The organism is Pseudomonas sp. SC3(2021) (assembly GCF_019856535.1).
GTDB lineage: Bacteria > Pseudomonadota > Gammaproteobacteria > Pseudomonadales > Pseudomonadaceae > Aquipseudomonas > Aquipseudomonas monsensis.
Genome location: NZ_CP082236.1, coordinates 4,775,611 through 4,796,149 on the forward strand (window position 1 = coordinate 4,775,611; position 20,539 = coordinate 4,796,149).

Annotated in this window: 18 protein-coding genes; 11 read left to right on the top strand and 7 right to left on the bottom strand. The window is 60.6% G+C overall.

From position 1 onward, the window contains the following. The first annotated feature begins 44 nt into the window (after positions 1–44). The 4 genes from K5Y35_RS21340 (at position 45) to nudC (ending at position 4,820) form a co-directional block, all read left to right on the top strand. Positions 45–1,619: a RimK family protein gene (locus K5Y35_RS21340; RefSeq protein ID WP_123468922.1), complete on the top strand. Its 1,575-nt coding sequence runs from the start codon at positions 45–47 to the stop codon at positions 1,617–1,619. Between the two features lie 7 nt (positions 1,620–1,626). Beyond that, the gene (locus K5Y35_RS21345) at positions 1,627–2,550 is read left to right on the top strand and encodes a magnesium transporter CorA family protein (RefSeq protein ID WP_123468920.1); all 924 of its coding nucleotides are present in this window, start codon (positions 1,627–1,629) and stop codon (positions 2,548–2,550) included. Between the two features lie 620 nt (positions 2,551–3,170). Next, positions 3,171–3,983 (top strand): crotonase/enoyl-CoA hydratase family protein, encoded by an 813-nt coding sequence (locus K5Y35_RS21350; RefSeq protein WP_222832854.1) that lies wholly within the window; start codon positions 3,171–3,173, stop codon positions 3,981–3,983. A 6-nt stretch (positions 3,984–3,989) separates the two neighbouring features. After that, positions 3,990–4,820, top strand: coding sequence for an NAD(+) diphosphatase (nudC, locus tag K5Y35_RS21355; RefSeq protein ID WP_123468914.1), 831 nt, complete (start codon positions 3,990–3,992; stop codon positions 4,818–4,820). Here nudC and K5Y35_RS21360 read toward each other — a convergent pair. Then, a complete protein-coding gene (locus tag K5Y35_RS21360; protein ID WP_123468912.1) occupies positions 4,788–5,567 on the bottom strand; it encodes a TSUP family transporter in 780 nt (259 codons plus the stop codon). The two genes, nudC and K5Y35_RS21360, sit on opposite strands and share 33 nt — an antisense overlap. Before the next feature lie 355 nt (positions 5,568–5,922). On the opposite strand from K5Y35_RS21360, the gene sfnG reads away from it, so the two are divergent. Continuing rightward, the gene (sfnG, locus tag K5Y35_RS21365) at positions 5,923–7,005 is read left to right on the top strand and encodes a dimethylsulfone monooxygenase SfnG (RefSeq protein WP_222832855.1); all 1,083 of its coding nucleotides are present in this window, start codon (positions 5,923–5,925) and stop codon (positions 7,003–7,005) included. 122 nt (positions 7,006–7,127) lie between these two features. Here the strand turns inward: sfnG and K5Y35_RS21370 are convergent, their stop codons facing one another. Then, a complete protein-coding gene (locus tag K5Y35_RS21370) occupies positions 7,128–7,607 on the bottom strand; it encodes a DUF1348 family protein (RefSeq protein WP_123468908.1) in 480 nt (159 codons plus the stop codon). Between the two features lie 56 nt (positions 7,608–7,663). After that, positions 7,664–8,227 carry a TetR/AcrR family transcriptional regulator gene (locus K5Y35_RS21375; protein ID WP_128614592.1) on the bottom strand — a complete coding sequence of 188 codons (564 nt, stop codon included), beginning with the start codon at positions 8,225–8,227 and terminating at the stop codon, positions 7,664–7,666. Positions 8,228–8,432: 205 nt separating this feature from the next. On the opposite strand from K5Y35_RS21375, the gene pssA reads away from it, so the two are divergent. After that, the gene (gene pssA, locus K5Y35_RS21380) at positions 8,433–9,776 is read left to right on the top strand and encodes a CDP-diacylglycerol--serine O-phosphatidyltransferase (RefSeq protein ID WP_123468905.1); all 1,344 of its coding nucleotides are present in this window, start codon (positions 8,433–8,435) and stop codon (positions 9,774–9,776) included. Between the two features lie 121 nt (positions 9,777–9,897). Here pssA and efeO (K5Y35_RS21385) read toward each other — a convergent pair whose 3' ends face one another. From efeO (K5Y35_RS21385) to efeU, 4 genes are read right to left on the bottom strand one after another with little or no spacing between them, the layout of a single operon-like run. After that, positions 9,898–10,722, bottom strand: coding sequence for an iron uptake system protein EfeO (gene efeO / locus K5Y35_RS21385; RefSeq protein ID WP_222832856.1), 825 nt, complete (start codon positions 10,720–10,722; stop codon positions 9,898–9,900). A 25-nt stretch (positions 10,723–10,747) separates the two neighbouring features. Further along, positions 10,748–12,046 (bottom strand): iron uptake transporter deferrochelatase/peroxidase subunit, encoded by a 1,299-nt coding sequence (gene efeB / locus K5Y35_RS21390; protein WP_123468902.1) that lies wholly within the window; start codon positions 12,044–12,046, stop codon positions 10,748–10,750. A gap of 17 nt (positions 12,047–12,063) precedes the next feature. Beyond that, the gene (gene efeO, locus K5Y35_RS21395; protein ID WP_222832857.1) at positions 12,064–13,263 is read right to left on the bottom strand and encodes an iron uptake system protein EfeO; all 1,200 of its coding nucleotides are present in this window, start codon (positions 13,261–13,263) and stop codon (positions 12,064–12,066) included. Between the two features lie 8 nt (positions 13,264–13,271). Continuing rightward, a complete protein-coding gene (gene efeU, locus K5Y35_RS21400; RefSeq protein WP_222832858.1) occupies positions 13,272–14,123 on the bottom strand; it encodes an iron uptake transporter permease EfeU in 852 nt (283 codons plus the stop codon). A gap of 283 nt (positions 14,124–14,406) precedes the next feature. Between efeU and K5Y35_RS21405 the strand changes: the two genes are divergently transcribed. From K5Y35_RS21405 to K5Y35_RS21425, 5 genes are all read left to right on the top strand, one after another. After that, positions 14,407–15,423 carry an AraC family transcriptional regulator gene (locus K5Y35_RS21405; protein ID WP_222832859.1) on the top strand — a complete coding sequence of 339 codons (1,017 nt, stop codon included), beginning with the start codon at positions 14,407–14,409 and terminating at the stop codon, positions 15,421–15,423. Positions 15,424–15,604: 181 nt separating this feature from the next. Next, positions 15,605–17,269 carry an AMP-binding protein gene (locus tag K5Y35_RS21410; RefSeq protein ID WP_222832860.1) on the top strand — a complete coding sequence of 555 codons (1,665 nt, stop codon included), beginning with the start codon at positions 15,605–15,607 and terminating at the stop codon, positions 17,267–17,269. Between the two features lie 15 nt (positions 17,270–17,284). Next, the gene (locus K5Y35_RS21415; RefSeq protein WP_108562077.1) at positions 17,285–18,046 is read left to right on the top strand and encodes an SDR family NAD(P)-dependent oxidoreductase; all 762 of its coding nucleotides are present in this window, start codon (positions 17,285–17,287) and stop codon (positions 18,044–18,046) included. Between the two features lie 12 nt (positions 18,047–18,058). Next, complete coding sequence (locus tag K5Y35_RS21420; RefSeq protein ID WP_123468894.1) at positions 18,059–19,252, top strand: acetyl-CoA C-acyltransferase; 1,194 nt, start codon at positions 18,059–18,061, stop codon at positions 19,250–19,252. A gap of 141 nt (positions 19,253–19,393) precedes the next feature. Next, the gene (locus K5Y35_RS21425) at positions 19,394–20,521 is read left to right on the top strand and encodes an acyl-CoA dehydrogenase (protein WP_222832861.1); all 1,128 of its coding nucleotides are present in this window, start codon (positions 19,394–19,396) and stop codon (positions 20,519–20,521) included. Positions 20,522–20,539 lie beyond the last annotated feature (18 nt).

The window sequence follows — 20,539 nt, forward strand, 5'->3', positions numbered from 1 at the left end:
CGTGCTTAATAGAAATGGTCTTGTTCTCCAACGGATCAATCTCTATGTCAGCGGTACAGGGTCATTGGCGCGAAGTATCCGAGCAAAGTTTGCCGGCGGCAACTTATTTAAATTCAACGGCGAGAACTTCCAGTCAAGTGCTGATCATTGTCGAACGCAAGGAAGACTGGGCCTCGTATTTTCCCAGCGAAGGCATCGTCACCGCCCAGGAATATCTGGAACAGACCCGCGAAGCCGAACCGGGCAAGCGGGTGCAGGTGATCAATCTGTGCCGCAGTTACAAGTACCTGGGCCACGGCTATTACTGCTCGCTGTTGGCCGAAGCCCGTGGGCACAAGGTGATTCCGTCAGTACGCACGATCAGTGAACTGACCCGAAAATCGCTGTACGGGCTGGCACTGGACGACCTGGATAAAACCCTCGAAAAAGCCCTCAGTCATCATCTCTACAGCGATACCGAAGGCTTTACCCTGACCCTGTATTTCGGCCGGACGCATATCGAGCCGCTGCAGGATTTGGCCCGGCAGTTGTTTGAAGTGTTTCCGTGTCCGATCCTGTTAGTGGAGTTCGGTCGAACTAACGGCTGGCACATCGAAGGTATAAAGTCCGGCGCGCTGCATAAGTTGCGTGATGATCAGGAAGATCAGTTCGCCAATGCGCTGGATGGCTTCAGCCGTAAAATCTGGCGTGTTCCGCGTTCTCCGCAAGTGGCGCGGTATGACCTGGCGATCTTGCACGATCCGCAAGAAGCCTTGCCGCCTTCCAACGCCAAAGCGCTGGAGAATTTCGTCCGGGTCGGCAAGACCATGGGCATTGATGTCGAACTGATCGAGCGCAAGGACTATGCGCGCCTAGCCGAGTACGACGGTTTGCTGATCCGCGAAACCACCAGCGTCGACAACCACACTTACCGCTTCGCGAAAAAGGCTGAAAGCGAAGGGCTGGTGGTGATGGATGACCCGACGTCGATTCTGCGCTGCACCAACAAGGTCTACCTGACCGACTTGCTCAACAGCCATCAACTGGGCATGCCCGCCACCGAAATTCTCTACAAGGAGCGACCCGAAGACTTCGAGCGGGTGGGCGAGCGCCTCGGGTTTCCCTTGGTGCTGAAGATTCCCGATGGTTGTTTTTCCCGCGGTGTAATCAAGGTCGAGAGCCAGCAGGCCTTGCTCGAAGCCACCGCCGAACTGTTCGAGCACTCGGTGCTGTTGCTGGCCCAGGAGTTTTTTTACACCGAGTACGACTGGCGTATCGGCGTGCTCAACCGCAAACCGATCTTCGCCTGCCAGTACTTTATGTCCAAGGGCCACTGGCAGATCTATAACCACAAGGCCAAGGGCCAGGACGTCAACGGCGAGTGCCGGACGCTGGCGGTGCACGAGGCGCCCCGGGCAGTGGTCGAGCTGGCGGTGAAGACGGCCAACCTGATTGGCGACGGTCTCTACGGCGTCGATCTGAAACAGGCCGGCGACAAGGTGGTGGTGATCGAAGTCAACGACAACCCCAACCTCGACGCCGGCATCGAAGACGCGTATTTGCAGGACGATCTGTATTCACTGGTACTGGAAGAGTTCGTGCGACGGCTGGAACTGAAGCGTCGCGGCCAGGCCTGGTGACCTGCCGATGATCAACAGTTTTGCGTTGAGCCACGGCGCTTTGCAGCGGGTTGAACGATTGGACGCCGAGGTGATGCTGTTCAGCAACCCGGACGCCGCCGAACGTGACTTGCTGCACAGCCATTTCAAGGTCGACGAGCACGCGCTGGCCTCGGCGCTGGATCCGGACGAGGTATCGCGGATCGAGTTTCACCCCGATCATCTGTTCCTGATCTGGAAGCGGCCGGAGAACTATTCTGGCGGTGGCAGCCTGGCGTTTGAGGTGTCTTCATGCGGTCTGCTGTTTGCGCCCGGGCAATTGCTGGTGATTGCCACTGACGACACACCCTTGCATGGCCTCGGTTCCCGGCAGCCGTTGAACACCCCGCTGGATGTGTTGCTTGATCTGCTGTTCAACAATATTCATCACTACTTGGGGCACTTGAAGGTGATCAAACTGGTCGCTCGCGAGTTGCAGCAGAAATTCAATGCTTCGATGCAGAACCAGCATCTGATTCAGATGTTCAATCTCAGTGAGAGCCTGATTTATTACATCAACGCCTTGCACAGTAATGGCGCGGTGCTGACGCGGTTGCGCAATCATGCCGAGAAGCAGCATTTCGGCAGTGAGGCGATCGGGTTGATCGATGATCTGATCATCGAGAACAACCAGTGCTACAAGCAGGCGGAAATCTACTCGACGGTGTTTTCCGGGCTGATTGATGCGCGGGGCAATTTGATGAACAACAGCATGAATAATCTGTTGCGCAAGCTGACGTTGATCAATGTGGTGTTTTTGCCGTTGAATCTGGTTGCGAGCATTGGCGGGATGTCGGAGTTCAGCATGATGACGGCGGGGACGCCCTGGTGGGTTTCTTATCCTTTGTTTCTTGGGGTGATGGTGTTGGGGGCGGGGGGGATGTTGCTTGGGCTTCGGCGGTTGGCCCGGTGATCTTGGCGGCCTTTGGGCCGACCATGCTCTGGTCGGAGGTGTGTGAATATCCGTTGCTTCGGGTGTGGCGGTTGGCGGTTTCGCCCTTACGGCGAATCACTTTTTTGACAAACGCCTCAAAAAAGTAAGCAAAAAAGGGCTTGCCCCGGCGTTCGGCCCGCTCGCTTGGGCTCGGGGTTCCTTCGCTCCGGGATCCATCCGGGCGCATCGCCTCCGGTTTGCTTCGCTGCACCTCCTCTCGATGTGTTTGGCTTCGCCAAACGGCGCTGCGCGCCTGCCCCCGGATGAATCCCTCCACTCAGCCTGCCGAAGGGGCCTGAAGATCAAGATCAAGATCAAGAGCAGGCGAGCTGACACTCGGCCTAGTGGCTGGTTCGGTCATTGTGGGAGACCGGCTGCTGGCAGCCGACCAGGCTCGGTGGGTGTGCTTGTTTCCTTTAGGTGTGCCGTGGGTTGCGATCTTTTGATTTTGTTTTTCAGAGGCAAGGCTAAAAGGATGCAGTCTTGCGCAGTGCCTGCTTCGCCCCGTGGTTTCCACAGTCCCGCATTTGGCCGAACCGCCACGGTGATGCCTTGTTATAGTTCGGACCTCTCTTTCTGTCCGGTAAAGGATCACTGCCATGTCTCAATACTCCGCCTTCAGCGTCGAACTGGCCGACAATATCGCTCATGTGCAGATCAATCGTCCGGAGAAGATCAATTCGATGAACGCGGCGTTCTGGAGTGAGATCGTCGAGATTTTTCAGTGGGTCGATGACACCGATGAAGTGCGCGTGGTGGTGCTCAGTGGCAACGGTAAACATTTTTCCTCCGGTATCGACCTGATGATGCTCGCCGGCGTCGCCAATGAACTGGGCAAGGACGTCGGCCGTAATGCGCGCCTGCTACGCCGCAAGATTCTCGCCTTGCAAGCTTCGTTCAACGCGGTCGACAACTGCCGTAAACCGGTGCTGGCGGCGATTCAGGGCTATTGCCTTGGCGGGGCGATCGACCTGATCGCTGCCTGTGACATGCGTTACGCTGCCGAAGACGCGCAGTTCTCGATCAAGGAAATCGATATCGGCATGGCCGCCGATGTTGGCACGTTGCAACGGTTGCCGCGGATCATCGGAGACGGCATGCTGCGTGAACTGGCTTACACCGGTCGCACCTTTGGTGCTGATGAGGCGCGCAACATAGGGTTGGTCAATCGTGTCTATGGCGACAAGGACGCGTTGCTCGAGGGTGTGTTCGACATCGCTCGCGAGATTGCAGCCAAGTCGCCGATTGCCGTCACAGGCACCAAGGAAATGATCAGCTACATGCGCGACCATCGCATCGACGATGGCCTTGAATACGTTGCCACCTGGAACGCCGCCATGTTGCAATCCACCGACTTGCGCGTGGCCATGGCCGCCCATATGAGCAAACAGAAACCCGAATTTCTGGATTGAGAAACCATGACATCTCGCTGGACCACTGCAGTACTGGACACCGATCATCCCGGCGGCTGGGCCGTGGCGCGCAGCCCTGAAGGGTTTTTGTTCGATGACAACGGCGCGCTGTTCCCGCGGGAATGGCTCAAGCGTCAGGACTTGTCGATCCTCGCCGAACACGGCATTGGCCATCTCGATGGCGAGCCGGTGTACCTGCTGGAGTTGCACAGTGTCAGCGAGGTGCCGGGGTGCAACTGGAAAGGTCTGCGGGCGTTCATGCTCGATGGCGATCACACGGTCTACAAGGTCTTGGGTTATGCCGCACAGATCGGCACCTGGGCGCGGGAGCATCGTTTTTGCGGCAATTGCGGGCAGGCCATGACGCAGGTGCCGCGGGAGCGGGCGATGCATTGCCAGCCGTGCGAACTGCGCAATTACCCGCGCATTTCGCCGAGCATGATCGTGCTGGTCACCCGGGGCGACGAGGTCCTGCTGGCGCGCTCACCGCGTTTCGTCACTGGGGTCTACAGTACGCTGGCCGGGTTTGCCGAGCCGGGGGAGTCGGCCGAGGATTGCCTGATTCGTGAAGTGCGCGAAGAAGTGCAGATCGAGGTCAAGAACATTCAGTACATGGGCAGCCAGTGCTGGCCGTTTCCGCATTCGATGATGCTCGGCTTCCATGCCGAGTACGCCGGTGGCGAGATTGTCTGCCAGGAAGACGAGATCGAAGACGCCCAGTGGTTCAACGTGCACGATTTGCCGCCATTGCCGGCGTCCAAATCGATTGCCCGTTACCTGATCGACGTCTACGTGGCGCGGCGCTTAGGCCACGCTGAACCAGTGCTGCCAGGCTAGGCGCACGGTCAGACCCAACACCACGGTGATGAACACCGGACGGATGAATTTGGCGCCACCGCTGATTGCGGTGCGCGCGCCGAAGAACGCGCCGACCATCACCGACAGGCCCATGCTCAGGCCGATGATCCAGTCCACTTGCCCGGAAAACACGAACACCGACAGCGCCGCAATATTGCTGACGAAGTTCATGCTGCGCGCCACGCCGCTGGCCTTGACCAGGTCGATCGGGTAGAGCAACAGGCTGCTGACCGTCCAGAATGCACCTGTGCCCGGACCGGCCACGCCGTCATAGAAGCCGAGGCTGAAACCCTGGCTTGATTGCCATTTCTTTTTGATCGGTGCGTCGCTGTCCAGCGGCGCTTTCGGTGTGCCGCCGAACAACAGGTACAGGCCGCAGGCAAACACGATCACCGGGAGCATTTTGTTCAGCCATTCCGCCGGCAGGTAATGGGCGACGATCGCACCGGTCAGCGCACCGACCAGTGTGCCGACGATGGCGTGCGTCCACTGCCGAGGGTGGAATAGCTTGCGCCGGTAGAAAGTGAAACTGGCGGTGGCCGAACCGAAGGTCGAGCTCAGCTTGTTGGTGCCCAGCACCAGGTGCGGCGGCAGGCCGGCAGTCAGCAGCGCTGGTGTGGTCAGCAGGCCGCCACCGCCGGCAATGGCGTCGATGAAACCGGCAATGAATGCGACGAGGGCAAGAATGGCGAGGGTGGTGAGGTCAACGCTGAGTTCGAAAGGCATGGAATCGGCTTATTCGGCAGGGCGCAGACGGGCTGCGGGAAGGGCTGACATGTTACTCATTTCCAGTTGTTGCGGCGACCCATAAGGCCCGATCGCTGGCAAGCCAGCTCCGTCAGGTTTCGGCATGTCCGCCATATGTGTGTGCGCTAGAGATCCCTGTGGGAGCTGGCGTGCCAGCGATGAGGGCTGAACAGCCACAGGCTATTGAACTGTTGCCCAACCAACACCGCGACAACAAATCACCCTCCAACCATGCAACTCCATCAGTCTCAAACCCAATAAGAACGGGCATTTGCACGCTGGCACGCTTGCTGCTCTGACACCTTGACCTTCCCAATGTCCCGAGGACACGCCAATGAGCAAGCACGCGGTGAAATTCGCCTACTGGGTACCGAACGTCAGTGGCGGGCTGGTGGTCAGCAAGATCGAGCAGCGTACCGACTGGGGCATCGACTACAACCGCAAACTGGCGCAACTCGCCGAGGCGGCAGGTTTTGAATATGCGCTGACACAGATTCGCTTCACCGCCGGCTATGGCGCTGAGTTCCAGCATGAATCGGTGGCGTTCAGTCACGCGCTGCTGGCCGCCACCCACACACTCAAGGTGATCGCGGCCATTCTGCCGGGGCCGTGGCAACCGGCCCTGGCGGCGAAACAGCTGGCGACTATCGACCAGCTCACCAATGGCCGTATTGCCGTGAACATCGTCAGTGGCTGGTTCAAGGGCGAGTTTCAGGCGATTGGCGAGCACTGGCTGGAACACGACGAGCGCTATCGGCGTTCCGAGGAATTTATCCGTTCGCTGCGCGGGATCTGGAGTGAGGACAACTTTACCTTCCGTGGCGATTTCTACCGGTTTGACCATTACAGCCTCAAACCGAAACCGCTGGGGCGTCCGGAGATCTTCCAGGGCGGCAGTTCACGGGCAGCGCGCGACATGGCGGCGCGGGTGTCGGACTGGTATTTCACCAACGGCAACAGTGTCGAAGGGATCAAGGCCCAGGTCGATGACATTCGCGGCAAAGCCGCGGCGAATAATCACTCGGTGAAGATCGGCGTCAATGCCTTCGTCATTGCACGTGACACCGAAGCAGAGGCGCGGGCCGTGCTGGCGCAGATCATTGATCAGGCCGATCCGGAAGCGGTGAATGCCTTTGGTGACGCCGCAAAGCAGGCAGGCAGGGCCTCGCCGGAAGGTGAGGGCAACTGGGCGAAGTCGACCTTCGAGGACCTGGTGCAATACAACGACGGCTTCAAGACCAACCTGATCGGCACGCCGTTGCAGATTGCCGAGCGGATTGTGGCGTTGAAAGCTGTGGGCGTGGATCTGGTGCTGGCGGGGTTTCTGCACTTTCAGGAGGAGGTGGAGTATTTCGGCCGGCGGGTGTTGCCGCTAGTGCGCGAGCTTGAAGCCGAAAAGACGGCCGCCATCGCCTGAATCCAACAAATCTCCTGCAGGCGTGAGCCTGCTCGCGATGGCGGCGTGTCAGTCAACATTCAGGTTGAGTGTTCAGACGCTGTCGCGAGCAGGCTCACTCCTGCAATTGGATCTGCGTGAACTTACAGACCGAGGTCCGACAGCCCCGGATGATCATCCGGACGTCGGCCCAGCGGCCAGTGGAACTTGCGTTCGCTTTCCTTGATCGGCATGTCGTTGATGCAGGCATAGCGCTGGAACATCAGGCCATGCTCATCGAACTCCCAGTTTTCATTGCCATAAGAGCGGAACCAGTTGCCGGAGTCGTCATGCCATTCGTAGGCGTAGCGCACGGCGATGCGGGTGTCCGAGTAGGCCCAGAGTTCCTTGATCAGGCGATAGTCCAGTTCCTTGGCCCATTTGCGGGTCAGGAAGGCTTTGGCTTCTTCGCGGTTATTGGCGAATTCGGCGCGGTTGCGCCATTTTGTGTCGAGGGTGTAGGCCAGCGACACTCTTTCCGGGTCGCGGGAGTTCCAGCCATCCTCGGCCAGGCGAACTTTTTCAATCGCCGATTCACGGTTGAAGGGGGGTAATGGCGGACGTACCTGGGCTGCAGTAGACATGTTCAGTCTCCCGATCTCATTAATAGTTAAACAACGTGTCCGGCTTATTTAAGGCGTTACAGGTCCAATAACTTACGCGCCATGCATTGCGCATTATCAGCGGCACTGTGATCACCCATCACAAGCGCTACGGTAATGGCACCGTCAATCAGGATCAGCAGTTGTCTGGCCAGCAATTGCGGATCTTCGGCGCCATGTTCGGTACACAGCTCGCACAGGTAGTCGAGCAGCTTCTGTTTGTGGTCTTTGGCGACCTGGCGCACCGGGTCCTGAGGATCACCGGTCTCGCCACTGGTGTTGATAAAGGCACAGCCACGGAAGCCTTCCGAGGCGAACCAGCCCTTGAGTACGGTAAACAGGTTGATCAGGCGCTTGGCCGGGGTTTCGGCCTGATCGACAGCATTTCGGTACCAATGCATCCAGCGCACATCGCGGCGTTGCAAAGCGGCGACGGTCAGCTCCTCCTTGTTGGCGAAGTAGCGGTAGATGCTTTTTCTGGAGACGCCGGCGGTTTTCACCAGCAGATCCATCCCGGTGGCAGCGATGCCACTCTTGTAGATCAGCTTTTCGGTGACATCCAGAATGATGTCGCGGGTCGAGGTGTCTGTGATTTCGTTCATGCGGCTAACAGTAGAACGATCGTTCTCCTTTGTCAAGTGTTGTTTTTTGATCGCTTTCGCGAACAGGCTCGCTCCCACAGGGGATTGCATTTCAAATGCAGGAGCGAGCTCGCTCGCGAAGGCTTCATTACAGACACTTACGAGACCCGAACCGAGTGATGGTGTAAGCTCTCGGGTTCTTCGGATTCGACCCATTGCGAGCCCTATGCCGTTGCTTTTCAAACGTTCTCTGCTGCCCAAACTGCGCAGCTTCCCGCTGACCGCCGAGGCCGTGACCATTCTGTCCGGCGCCGCCGAGTTTCGTCGTAGCCTGCTGGAGAAAATCGCCACGGCGACCCGGCGCATCTACATCGTCGCGTTGTATCTGCAACAGGACGAGGCCGGTCAGGAAATTCTCGATGCCTTGCACGCCGCCAAACTCAAGCGTCCAGAGCTTGAAATTGCCGTGGTGGTCGACTGGCTGCGGGCTCAGCGTGGCCTGATCGGCGCGGGCAAACAGCCGGGGAATTCGGCGTGGTATCAGGACATGACCCGCACGCACCAGAGCGAAGTGCCGGTGTACGGCGTGCCGGTGCAAACCCGCGAGCTGTTCGGCGTCCTGCATCTGAAGGGCTTTGTCATCGACGATTGCGTGGTCTACAGCGGCGCGAGCCTGAACAACGTCTACCTGCACAAGTTCGAAAAGTACCGATTCGACCGTTACCATGTGCTGCACAGCCGCGAACTGGCGGACTCGATGCATCACCTGGTCAAACACGGGCTGATCGAATCCAAGGCTGTGCATCGCCTCGACCTGCCGAACCTGCCGACCACCCGCAGCCTGCGCAACGACATCGGCGACCTGCGCAGCCGGCTCAAATACGCGACTTACGACACTGCAGCCGGCAGTACGGCGCACACCGGTCTGTCGGTCAGTCCGTTACTCGGCGTGGGCAAGAACAACCCGCTGAACCGGGCGATCCTCGAGTTGATCGCCAGCGCGCAACAGCAACTGACGATCTGTACGCCGTACTTCAACCTGCCGCTGGGAGTGATTCGCGAGATCAACCGTGCGTTGGCCCGTGGCGTGAAGATCGACATTGTGGTCGGCGACAAAACCGCCAATGACTTCTACATCCCGCCAAGCGAACCGTTCAAGGTGATCGCGGCGCTGCCGTATCTGTACGAGATCAGCTTGCGCCGCTTTGCCAAGCGGCATCAGCGCAACATCGACAGCGGCCAGTTGAACCTGCACCTGTGGCGGGATGGCGACAATACCTATCACCTCAAGGGCATGTGGATCGATCAGCGTTATACCTTGCTGACCGGCAACAACCTCAATCCACGGGCGTTCCGTCTCGACCTGGAAAATGCGCTGCTGATTGATGACCCGCAAGGCGAATGGCTGGCACCACGGGCGAAGGAACTGGAGGAGATTTTCCGCAACACCACGCGAATTGCCAGCTTCCAGAACCTGGAGACCTTGCCGGAGTACCCGGCGGCGGTGGCGAAGTTTTTGAAGCGGGTGAGCAGGGTGCGGATTGAGCGGTTGCTCTACCGGATTTTGTAAACCTTCAGGTTATTCAGGGCGGTTGAAACCGCTATCGCGAGCAGGCTCACTTCTACAGTGGAATGCATTCCAACTGGAGGAGTGAGCCTGCTCGCGAGGGGCCCTGAAGCCTCTACATCAATCAGTTCAGACCGAGCTTGCCACGCAACGTGGAAAGGTCTTCCGCCAAGGTATTGACCGGGCCAACCAGCGCCTTGCGGTCGTTGTCTTTGACTTTGTCATACGTCTCGAAACCACCGTCCCTGGTCTTGTACTTGGCGAGGATCTTGTCCACGGTGGCAAAGTTCTTGTCGACTTTGGCGACAAACGCCTTGTCCTGTTTCTCGATCTGCGGACGGAACAGGTCGACGATTTTCTTCGCACCGTCGATGTTGCCCTGGAAGTCGTACAGGTCGGTGTGGCTGTAGCGGTCTTCCTCACCGGAGATTTTGGTCGCGGCGACTTCTTCGAGCAGCGCGGCGGCACCACCGACGACTTTTTCCGGCGGGAAGGTCAGGCCGGCGACGCGGGTTTGCAGGTCTTTCACATCACTGTCCAGTTTGTCCGCCAGGGCGCTCAGACCTTCGGTGCTCTTCTCCGAGAACAGCGAGTATTCGAGGCGATGGAAACCGGTGAAGTCTTCGGCCTTTACGCCTTTTTCGTGGTCGTCGACCCGGGAGTCGATGGACGCATCGAGGTCGCTGAACAGCTCGGCAATCGGTTCGATCGACTCGTAGTAGACGCGGGTCGGCGCGTAGAGCTTTTGCGCGGTGGCCAGATCGCCTTTCTTCACCGCATCGGTGAATTGTCTGGTGTGGCTGCCCAGCTCATCCAGCTGCTCGGTGACGTAGATCTTGTAGTCCGACACCGGGCCGACCAGATCCAGCGGCGCGGTCGCGGCGAACGCCGACAGTGGGGTGTTGAGCAAACCGAGGGTCAGCAGTAACGCGAGTGGCGACTTTTTCATGGAGCGGCTCCGAGGTTTTTTATGGTTAGGCAGCTGTTTTGGGTTGGGTGGCGTTGAGCAGCGAGCGACCAATGAAGTCCTTGTCGCCGGTGACACCCGGCAGGGTGAAGAAGTAACCGCCGCCGACCGGTTTGAGGTATTCCTCCAGCGGTTCGCCGTTGAGCCGGGTCTGTACGGTGATGAAGCCTTTTTCCAGGTCGGCCTGGTAGCAGATGAACAGCAGGCCCATGTCGAGCTGGCCGTTCTTGTTCACGCCGTTGGAGTAGTTGAACGGCCGGCGCAGGATCAGGTTGGCCTGGCTCGCGGCGGTGCGCGGGTTGGCCAGGCGAATGTGCGCGTCGAGCTTGGTCAGCTTGCCTTCCGGGTCTTTGCTGTAATCCGGGACCTCGGTTTCGTGGCGGGCGCCCATCGGTGCGCCCGTGGTCTTGACCCGGCCGATGATGCTTTCCTGTTCTTGCAGCGGCGTGCGGTCCCAGCGTTCGACGAAGTTGCGGATGATCCGCACCGCTTGATAGCTGCCATGCGCCGCCCAGGCGGGTTCATCGCTGCCCGGTTGCACCCAGACAATCGTGTCCATCGCCTTGGCGTCGTTGGAATCGGGGTTGGCCGAGCCGTCGCGAAAACCGAGGAAGTTGCGCGCCGATTGGGCCGGCACTCCCGGTTTGGCCGGGGCTTGCGGCGGCACGCTGCCTTCCTGCTTCCAGCGCACCAGCAACAGATCCGGCAGGTTCTTGACGATGTCGCGCAGCGCGTGAATGTTGGTGTCGGCGGTGTTCGAGCAGAACTGCAGGCCCAAGTCGCCGTGGCAGCAATCGGCCTCCAGCGCATCGTTGGGGAAACCGACCATGCGTTGCAGGCGCTTGGGTTTGGCGGCGGCCAGACCAAAGCGCTCATCGAACAGCGAGTCACCTACCGACACGGTGATGGTCAGGTTGTCCGGGGTCACGACCGGGCCGAGGATGCCGGAATCCGGCGGCGGCAGTTTCGGGTCGATCTGCGCCACCGGGCCGCCCGTCATCAGGAACGCGATGCGTTCGTTGAGGGTGCGGAACAGCCGCTCGAGGTCTTCGCGATCGCTGGCCAGTACGTCAAAGGAAACGAACATACCGGACGCCGGACGCGGGGTGACGATGCCGGTCTGGTGCACGCCATGGAAATCGTGGCGGTCTTCGGTCTTGTCGCTGCTCGGCGCTTCGGTGACTTGCGCCGGCGCCGCAGCCATGGCGGGGCAACTCAGGGCCGAACCGGCCAGTGCGACACCGGCGACACCCATGCCCATCAGGAGGCGGCGACGTTGCAGATCGAGGTTTTGCAAATCTTTCATCGGTATTCGTCTTCTGCTTACAGGCCGGAGAGGCCGAGGGCGGGATCAATGCCATCCAGGGCGTGGGCAAGTGCCCTGGCCTTGTCGGCGATCTGTTTACGTTGTTCGCCGCTGACGGTGTCGTAAGTGGCGTAGCCGTCCTTGACCTTGAAGCTGTTCAATACGGTGTCGAAATCGCTCAGCGCGGCATCAATTTTCGGCAGCAGATCCGGCGCCGATTTCGTCAGCATCGGCCGCAGCAGCTCGGCCACTTTGTGTGCGGTTTCCAGGTTGCTGGCGAAGCCGTTGAGATCGCCGTGGCTGTAGCGTTCCTCTTCACCGCTGGCGGCGCGCACGTCAGCCAAGGTGTTGAGGTTGCGCACCACGATGTTGACCAACTGCTCCGGCAGCAGTGACTGGGCCAGCAGTTGTTGCTTGAGGGTGCTGACGTCGCCCAGCAGACGCTCGGCCACCGGGTTCAATCCGTCGAGGCTGCGTTGCTGGAACAGCGCGTATTCCACGCGGTGGAAGCCGACGAAGGCCGGGTCCTGCTCGCGTTTTTCGAAATAATCGGCGCGGGCGTTGATGCTGTTGTCCAGTTCGGCCAGGCGTTGCGCCGCCGGTGCCAGACGCTGATAGGCGGCACGGGCCGGCAGGTACAACGCCTGCGCCTGACTCAGGTCGCCGCTGGCGATCGCCTGATTCAGCGCCGTGACGGCTTTGATCAGCGCACTGCTTTGGCTGGCCAGATACACGCGAAACTCCGACAGCGGCCCCACGAAAGCCACCATCGACGGTCTGGCTTTGGCGGCGGCATCCGATGCGGCGGTTGGCGTTACGTGCAGCACGCCGCGTGGGTTGCTCAACAGCCCGCAAGTGATCGCGTAGTCGCCGGGTTGCAGGTTGGCGTTGATTACCTGGCTCAGGCCCGGAGCGATGTTCTCGCGCTCTTCGATCACCAGCACGCCGTCGAGGATTTCCCATTCCACCGCCCGGTCGGAGCGGTTGACGATGCGGAAACTGGCACGGCCGGCCGGTACGCTCAGCTCGTTCGGATCGCAGCTGTGGGCGTTGATGTTGACCACCACTTCGTCGTGGTTGTGCTGACGCTTGGCCGCGGCCATTTTCGAGGCGTAGTAGAACAGGCCTCCGGCAGCGATCATCACGACCACCGAACCGGCCACCGCCCAGCGCAAGGCGCGAGGAGGCGAGGCCTGAGGAGTATTAGGCTTTGACATGGGTGCCCTTATTGGCTGGAAACGGAAGACGATTTGCCGGCTGACTGGGTGCCGGAGGGCGCGGCGGGCAGGAAAAACATCACCAGCGCCACCAGCAAATAGATCAGGTACGCGCCGAGGGTGCTGACGGTCGGCGCATCCTGATAACCGAACATGCCGGCCAGCACCGAGCCCAGCGGGCCATCCATCGGCAGCGTCGCGCTGAAGTTGAAGAGCACGGTCTGCAGGTGGTTCCATACGCCCGCTTCATGCAGCGCTTGCACCGAGTTGGCGAGGATGCCGGCGGCGACCACGAGGATGAACAGCCCGGTCCACTTGAAGAACGCCGACAGGTTCAGGCGCATGCTGCCGCTGTAGATCAGGAAACCGACGACGATGGCCAGGATCAACCCGAGCAGGGCGCCGATCGGCGCGCCCGGGCCTTCGCTCTGCTGGAACACGGCGAGCAGGAAAAACACGGTTTCCAGGCCTTCACGGGCCACGGCAAAGAACACCATGGCGATCAGTGCGATCACCTGGTGCCTTGAAGACGTCAGCGCCTGGTCCAGCGAGGCTTGCAGCGAATGCTTGATTGAGCGCGCGACCTTGCGCATCCAGAACACCATCGAACTGAGAATGCCCACGGCCACCAGCCCGACTACGCCTTCGAACAGTTCCTGCTGCTTTTGCGGGAACTCGGCACTGACCAGTTCCAGACCACCGCCCACCAGCAGGGCGAGTGCGGCGGCGAGGAATACGCCGATCCATACGGCGGGCATCCACTGGCCACGACCGGTTTGTTGCAGGTAGCTGGCGATGATGCCAACGATCAGCGCGGCTTCGATGCCTTCACGCAGCATGATCAGAAAGGGAACGAGCATTCGGTGTCCACTAAGTCATTCGAAGAGGTTACAAGTTGTAACATAATGACAACCATTCTCACATGACAATGATTGACATAAACCTGAACGCAAGCTGAACAACCTGTTTTTTGCCACGCACAAATCCTTGTGGGAGCGGGCTTGCTCGCGAAGGCGGCTGACCGGTCGACATCTCTGTGACTCACCCAACGCTTTCGCGAGCAAGCTCGCTGCCACAGGGGATCTGAGTCGTGTTTGGGTTAAGATGCCCGTCCCTCGAAAACAACAAGGCTTGCCTCGCTCCATGTCGGAAAAAGACACCATCGCCGTGCAACTGGTGCGTGAAGCGCTGCTGCAAAGTTGTGCCCCGGGCGTGGCCACGGAAGATGTCTTGAACAAGGTCGGTATCGACTCGGCCGTGCTGCAAAGCGCAGAAGGCCGGGTACCCGCTGCGCAATACGCAAAACTCTGGCGCTTGCTGGCCCGGCGTGGCGATGACGAGTTCTTCGGCATGGACCCGCGCCCGCTCAAATCCGGCAGCCTCGAGTTTCTGTGCCGCAGCGCCATGGCCCAACCGACCCTGGCCGCCGGCCTGGGCATGGGTCTGAGTTTTCTCTCGTTGATGCTGGAAAAAATGCCGGCGCAACTTATGCATCAGCAAAGCCTGGCGGAAGTCGTGCTGCTCGAAGACGACCCCGAACCGCGCCGCGCCTTCACCTATTTCACCTACTGGATGATCGTCCACGGCGTGGCCTGCTGGCTGGCCGGGCGACGGATTCCGATTCTGGCGATCGAACTGCGTTGCGCCGAACCGGACTTTTGCGATGACTACCGAGTGATGTTCTCGGAAAACCTGCGGTTCGAGCGGCCGCGCACGCGGATGATCTTCGCCGCCGATTGCCTCGACCTGCCGATCAAGCGTACAGCCGAGGAACTGAAACGCTTTCTGGCCCATGCGCCGGCAAACATCCTGGTGAAGTATCGCGACCCGGAGAGCCTTGCCAGCCGGATCAAGCACAATCTGCGGCAGGTGCCCGCCGAACACTGGCCGGAAACCGAGGCCCTGGCGCAGCAACTGTGCATGTCTGCCTCGACCCTGCGCCGACGCTTGTCGGAAGAAGGCCAGACTTATCAGGGCCTGAAGGACAGCGTGCGCAAGGAACTGGCGATCACCTGGCTGGCGGAGCCGTCGATCAGTTTTGTCGAGATCGCCACGCGGCTGGGATTTGCCGATGCGAGTTCGTTCTACAAGGCGTTTCGCAAGTGGTCGGGGTCGAATCCGGGGCATTACCGCACCTTGATCCTGAACGAAGCGCTCTGATCCTGCACAGGCATTGATCGCTCTGACCTCATCGCTGGCAAGGCAACACATACTTTGATCCTTGGCCAAACCAGTCAGCCAACTTGATGGCTTTGACCATTGCCGCGTCCGCGCCGCAGCGCGACTATCCCTGTGTTGTTTACGGTTCCCAACCTAATAAAAACACCGAGGGATTCTGGCAATGCGCGATTACTTGTCTGCCACCGAAGAGTTCAACTATCAGCACACCGTGGACGCCGCACTCAGCGGTTCGCTGGAGGCGCTTAACGCCTGCGTCGAATGCTGCGACCGTCACGCCTTGCCGGGGCGCATCGCGTTGTTCTGGGAGGGCCGCGACGGCGCCAGTGCGACCTACACCTTCAGTGACCTGCAGGACAAAGCCGCACGTTTTGCCAATTTCCTTCTGGCCCAGGGCGTGCAGAAGGGCGACAAGGTTGCCGGCCTGCTGCCGCGCAATATCGAACTGCTGATCACCGTGTTCGCCACCTGGCGTATCGGTGCGGTGTATCAGCCGCTGTTCACCGCGTTCGGCCCCAAGGCCATCGAACATCGCCTGAACAGCTCCGGCGCCAAAGTGGTGGTCACCGATGCGACCAACCGGCCGAAACTCGCCGAAGTCGGCGATTGCCCGACCGTGGTCACCGTTGGCGGCGCCAAGGGCCAGGGCATTGTCCGTGGCGATTTCAGTTTCTGGGCCGAACTGGCCAACTATTCCAACGTCTGTGAGCCGGTATTGCTGACGGGCGAGGAGCCGTTCCTGCTGATGTTCACCTCGGGCACTACCGGCCCGTCGAAAGCCCTATCGGTGCCGCTCAAGGCGATCGTCGCGTTCCAGAGCTACACCCGCGACGCGGTGGATCTGCGTCCTGAAGACTCATTCTGGAATGTCGCCGATCCGGGCTGGGCCTATGGCATCTATTTCGGCGTCACCGGCCCGATGGCCATGGGGCATCCGATCACCTTCTATGATGGCCCGTTCACCCTCGAAAGCACCTGCCGGGTGATCAACAAGTACAACATCACCAACCTCACCGGTTCGCCGACGGCCTATCGTCTGCTGATCGCCGGCGGCAACGAATTCGCCAAGTCGATCAAGGGCAAGCTGCGCATCGTCAGCAGCGCCGGCGAGCCGCTGAACCCGGAAGTGATCCGCTGGTTCGCCGACAACCTCGGCGTAGTCATTCACGACCATTACGGCCAGACCGAACTGGGCATGGTCCTGTGCAACCACCACGGCCTGGAGCACCCGATCCACCTCGGCGCCGCCGGCTTCGCCTCGCCGGGCCATCGCATCGTGGTGCTCGACGAGCACTGCAACGAACTCGGCGTCGGCCAGCCGGGGATTCTTGCCATCGACCGCCCGCAATCGCCGATGTGCTGGTTCGCCGGCTATGAAGGCGTGCCGACCAAGGCCTTCGTCGGCAACTACTACCTCAGCGGCGACACTGTGGAGTGGAACCCGGACGGCAGCATCAGCTTCGTCGGCCGCAGCGATGACGTAATCACCACATCTGGTTATCGCGTCGGTCCGTTCGATGTCGAAAGCGCGCTGATCGAGCACCCGGCGGTGGTCGAAGCGGCGGTGGTCGGCAAGCCCGATCCGGAGCGCACCGAACTGGTCAAGGCCTTCGTCGTGCTCAACCCGCAATACCGCGCCGAACCGGCGCTGGCCGAGGAGTTGCGGCAACACGTGCGCAAGCGTCTGGCCGCGCATTCATACCCGCGTGAAATCGAATTTGTCAGCGAGTTGCCGAAAACCCCAAGCGGCAAATTGCAGCGCTTTATCTTGCGCAACCAGGAAATCGCCAAGGCTCAAGAGGCCGCGGCGCACAACGTTTCAGCTTGAATCAGGAAGTCAGTCATGCAGATCGAGAACAAGGTTTTTATCGTCACCGGCGGCGCGTCCGGCCTGGGTGCGGCCACCGCTGAATTGCTGGTCAACGCCGGCGCCAAAGTGATGCTGGTGGACATGAACGCCGAAGCCGTTGCCGCCCAGGCCCAGCGCCTCGGCGCGCAAAGCGTGGTCGCCGACATCAGCAACGAGGCCGCTGCCGAAGCAGCGGTGCAGGCGACGGTCAAAGCCTTTGGCAGTCTCAATGGTCTGGTCAACTGCGCCGGCATCGTCCGGGGCGAGAAGATCCTCGGCAAGAACGGCCCGCATGCGCTGTCCAGTTTTGCCCAGGTGATCAACGTCAACCTGATCGGCAGCTTCAACATGCTGCGTCTGGCCGCGGCGGCTATCGCCGAAAGCGACGCGAATGCCGACGGCGAACGCGGGGTGATCATCAACACCGCCTCGGTGGCCGCGTTCGACGGCCAGATCGGCCAGGCCGCGTATTCCGCCTCCAAAGGCGCGATTGCCAGCCTGACCCTGCCGGCCGCCCGTGAACTGGCGCGCTTCGGCATCCGCGTGATGACCATCGCCCCGGGCATTTTCGAGACACCGATGATGGCCGGCATGACCCCGGAAGTCCGCGACTCCCTCGCTGCCGGCGTGCCATTCCCGCCACGCCTGGGCAAACCGGCGGAGTACGCTGCGCTGGTTCGGCATATCATCGAAAACAGCATGCTCAACGGTGAGGTGATCCGTCTCGACGGCGCCTTGCGCATGGCCGCCAAGTAAGGAGGATTTGTCATGACTATTTCCAATGATCCGATTGTTATCGTCAGCGCCGTCCGCACGCCGATGGGCGGTTTCCAGGGCGAACTGAAAAGCCTCAGCGCCCCGCAACTCGGTGCTGCGGCGATCAAAGCCGCCGTTGAACGCGCCGGAGTTGCCAGCGACGCGGTCGACGAGGTGCTGTTCGGTTGCGTGTTGCCGGCTGGCCTCGGCCAGGCGCCGGCACGTCAGGCCGCACTAGGTGCCGGGCTGGACAAATCCACCCGCTGCACCACAGTCAACAAGATGTGCGGCTCCGGCATGGAAACCACCATTCTGGCTCACGACATGTTGCTGGCCGGCAGCGCTGACGTGGTGATCGCCGGCGGCATGGAAAGCATGTCCAACTCGCCATACCTGCTGGACCGCGCCCGCGCTGGTTACCGCATGGGCCATGGCCGGGTGCTGGATTCGATGTTCCTCGACGGCCTCGAAGACGCCTACGACAAGGGCCGTCTGATGGGCACCTTCGCCGAAGATTGCGCCGAAACCAACGACTTCAGCCGTGAAGCGCAGGACGCCTTTGCCATTGCCTCGACTACTCGCGCCCAGCAGGCGATCAAGGACGGCAGCTTCAAGGCCGAGATCGTGCCGCTGACGGTGACTGTCGGTAAAGAGCAGGTGCTGATCAGCAACGACGAGCAGCCGCCGAAAGCCAAACTGGACAAGGTTGCCTCGCTGAAACCGGCGTTCCGCGAAGGCGGCACGGTGACGGCAGCGAACTCCAGCTCGATCTCTGACGGCGCGGCGGCTCTGGTGCTGATGCGCCAGTCGCAAGCGCAGAAGCTTGGCCTCAAGCCGCTGGCGGTAATTCACGGTCATGCGGCGTTTGCCGACACCCCGGGCCTGTTCCCGGTGGCGCCGATCGGTGCGATCAAGAAGCTGGTGAAGAAGACCGGCTGGGCGCTGGATCAGGTCGATCTGTTTGAAATCAACGAAGCGTTCGCCGTGGTGGCGATGGCGGCGATGACCCATCTGGAAATCCCCCACGACAAACTCAACGTGCATGGCGGCGCCTGCGCGCTGGGCCACCCGATTGGCGCCTCGGGCGCGCGGATTCTGGTGACCTTGCTCTCGGCCCTGCGCCAGAAAGGCCTGAAACGCGGGATTGCGGCGATCTGCATCGGTGGTGGTGAAGCCACGGCCATGGCGCTGGAATGCGTCTATTGAAGTTGACACTCGTCCCTGTGGGAGCGGGCTTGCCCGCGATGGGGCCGTGTCAGTGAACGTATCGGCCACATGACACTCCGTCATCGCGGGCAAGCCCGCTCCCACAGGGTTCTGTGTTGCAACCCTGATTAAGGATTCACCATGATTCCCAACGAAGACCAAACCCAGATCCGCGACATGGCCCGGCAGTTTGCCGAGGAACGCCTGAAACCGTTCGCCGCCGAGTGGGATCGCGAGCACCGTTTCCCCAAGGAAGCCATCGGCGAAATGGCCGGACTGGGCTTTTTCGGCATGCTCGTGCCGGAGCAGTGGGGCGGCTGTGACACCGGTTACCTGGCTTACGCCATGGCCCTGGAAGAAATCGCTGCCGGCGACGGCGCCTGCTCGACCATCATGAGCGTGCACAACTCGGTGGGTTGCGTGCCGATCCTCAAGTTCGGCAACGATGACCAGCGTGAACGTTTCCTCAAACCTCTGGCCAGCGGCGCCATGCTCGGCGCTTTCGCCTTGACCGAGCCGCAGGCCGGCTCCGACGCCAGCAGCCTGAAAACCCGCGCACGGCTGGAGGGCGATCACTATGTGCTCAACGGCTGCAAACAGTTCATCACCTCCGGGCAGAACGCCGGGATCGTGATCGTGTTTGCGGTGACCGACCCGAGCGCCGGCAAACGCGGAATCAGCGCGTTTATCGTGCCTACCGATTCGCCGGGCTATAAAGTCGCCCGGGTCGAAGACAAGCTCGGCCAACACGCGTCCGACACCTGCCAGATTCTTTTCGAAGACGTGAAGGTGCCGGTGACCAACCGTTTGGGCGAGGAGGGAGAGGGCTACAAGATTGCCCTGGCCAACCTTGAAGGCGGGCGCGTTGGCATCGCTTCGCAAGCGGTGGGCATGGCCCGTGCCGCGTTCGAAGCGGCGCACGATTACGCCCGTGAACGCGACACCTTTGGCAAGCCGATCATCGAACACCAGGCCGTTGCCTTCCGCTTGGCCGACATGGCCACGCAGATCGCCGTCGCCCGGCAAATGGTGCATTACGCCGCCGCCCTGCGTGACAGCGGCCAGCCAGCACTGGTCGAAGCCTCGATGGCGAAACTGTTCGCCTCGGAAATGGCCGAGAAGGTCTGCTCAATGGCGTTGCAGACGCTGGGCGGTTACGGTTACCTCAACGACTTCCCGCTGGAGCGCATTTACCGCGACGTGCGCGTCTGCCAGATCTACGAAGGCACCAGCGACATTCAGCGCATGGTCATCTCTCGAAACCTTTAAATCTACCCTCTGCAGGAG

Excerpts from the sequence above, each read along its gene's own strand:
- K5Y35_RS21340 (WP_123468922.1), top strand. The coding sequence starts at position 45 with ATGTCAGCGGTACAGGGTCATTGGCGCGAAGTATCCGAGCAAAGTTTG.
- K5Y35_RS21345 (WP_123468920.1), top strand. The coding sequence starts at position 1,627 with ATGATCAACAGTTTTGCGTTGAGCCACGGCGCTTTGCAGCGGGTTGAA.
- K5Y35_RS21350 (WP_222832854.1), top strand. The coding sequence starts at position 3,171 with ATGTCTCAATACTCCGCCTTCAGCGTCGAACTGGCCGACAATATCGCT.
- nudC (WP_123468914.1), top strand. The coding sequence starts at position 3,990 with ATGACATCTCGCTGGACCACTGCAGTACTGGACACCGATCATCCCGGC.
- K5Y35_RS21360 (WP_123468912.1), bottom strand. The coding sequence starts at position 5,567 with ATGCCTTTCGAACTCAGCGTTGACCTCACCACCCTCGCCATTCTTGCC.
- sfnG (WP_222832855.1), top strand. The coding sequence starts at position 5,923 with ATGAGCAAGCACGCGGTGAAATTCGCCTACTGGGTACCGAACGTCAGT.
- K5Y35_RS21370 (WP_123468908.1), bottom strand. The coding sequence starts at position 7,607 with ATGTCTACTGCAGCCCAGGTACGTCCGCCATTACCCCCCTTCAACCGT.
- K5Y35_RS21375 (WP_128614592.1), bottom strand. The coding sequence starts at position 8,227 with ATGAACGAAATCACAGACACCTCGACCCGCGACATCATTCTGGATGTC.
- pssA (WP_123468905.1), top strand. The coding sequence starts at position 8,433 with ATGCCGTTGCTTTTCAAACGTTCTCTGCTGCCCAAACTGCGCAGCTTC.
- efeO (WP_222832856.1), bottom strand. The coding sequence starts at position 10,722 with ATGAAAAAGTCGCCACTCGCGTTACTGCTGACCCTCGGTTTGCTCAAC.
- efeB (WP_123468902.1), bottom strand. The coding sequence starts at position 12,046 with ATGAAAGATTTGCAAAACCTCGATCTGCAACGTCGCCGCCTCCTGATG.
- efeO (WP_222832857.1), bottom strand. The coding sequence starts at position 13,263 with ATGTCAAAGCCTAATACTCCTCAGGCCTCGCCTCCTCGCGCCTTGCGC.
- efeU (WP_222832858.1), bottom strand. The coding sequence starts at position 14,123 with ATGCTCGTTCCCTTTCTGATCATGCTGCGTGAAGGCATCGAAGCCGCG.
- K5Y35_RS21405 (WP_222832859.1), top strand. The coding sequence starts at position 14,407 with ATGTCGGAAAAAGACACCATCGCCGTGCAACTGGTGCGTGAAGCGCTG.
- K5Y35_RS21410 (WP_222832860.1), top strand. The coding sequence starts at position 15,605 with ATGCGCGATTACTTGTCTGCCACCGAAGAGTTCAACTATCAGCACACC.
- K5Y35_RS21415 (WP_108562077.1), top strand. The coding sequence starts at position 17,285 with ATGCAGATCGAGAACAAGGTTTTTATCGTCACCGGCGGCGCGTCCGGC.
- K5Y35_RS21420 (WP_123468894.1), top strand. The coding sequence starts at position 18,059 with ATGACTATTTCCAATGATCCGATTGTTATCGTCAGCGCCGTCCGCACG.
- K5Y35_RS21425 (WP_222832861.1), top strand. The coding sequence starts at position 19,394 with ATGATTCCCAACGAAGACCAAACCCAGATCCGCGACATGGCCCGGCAG.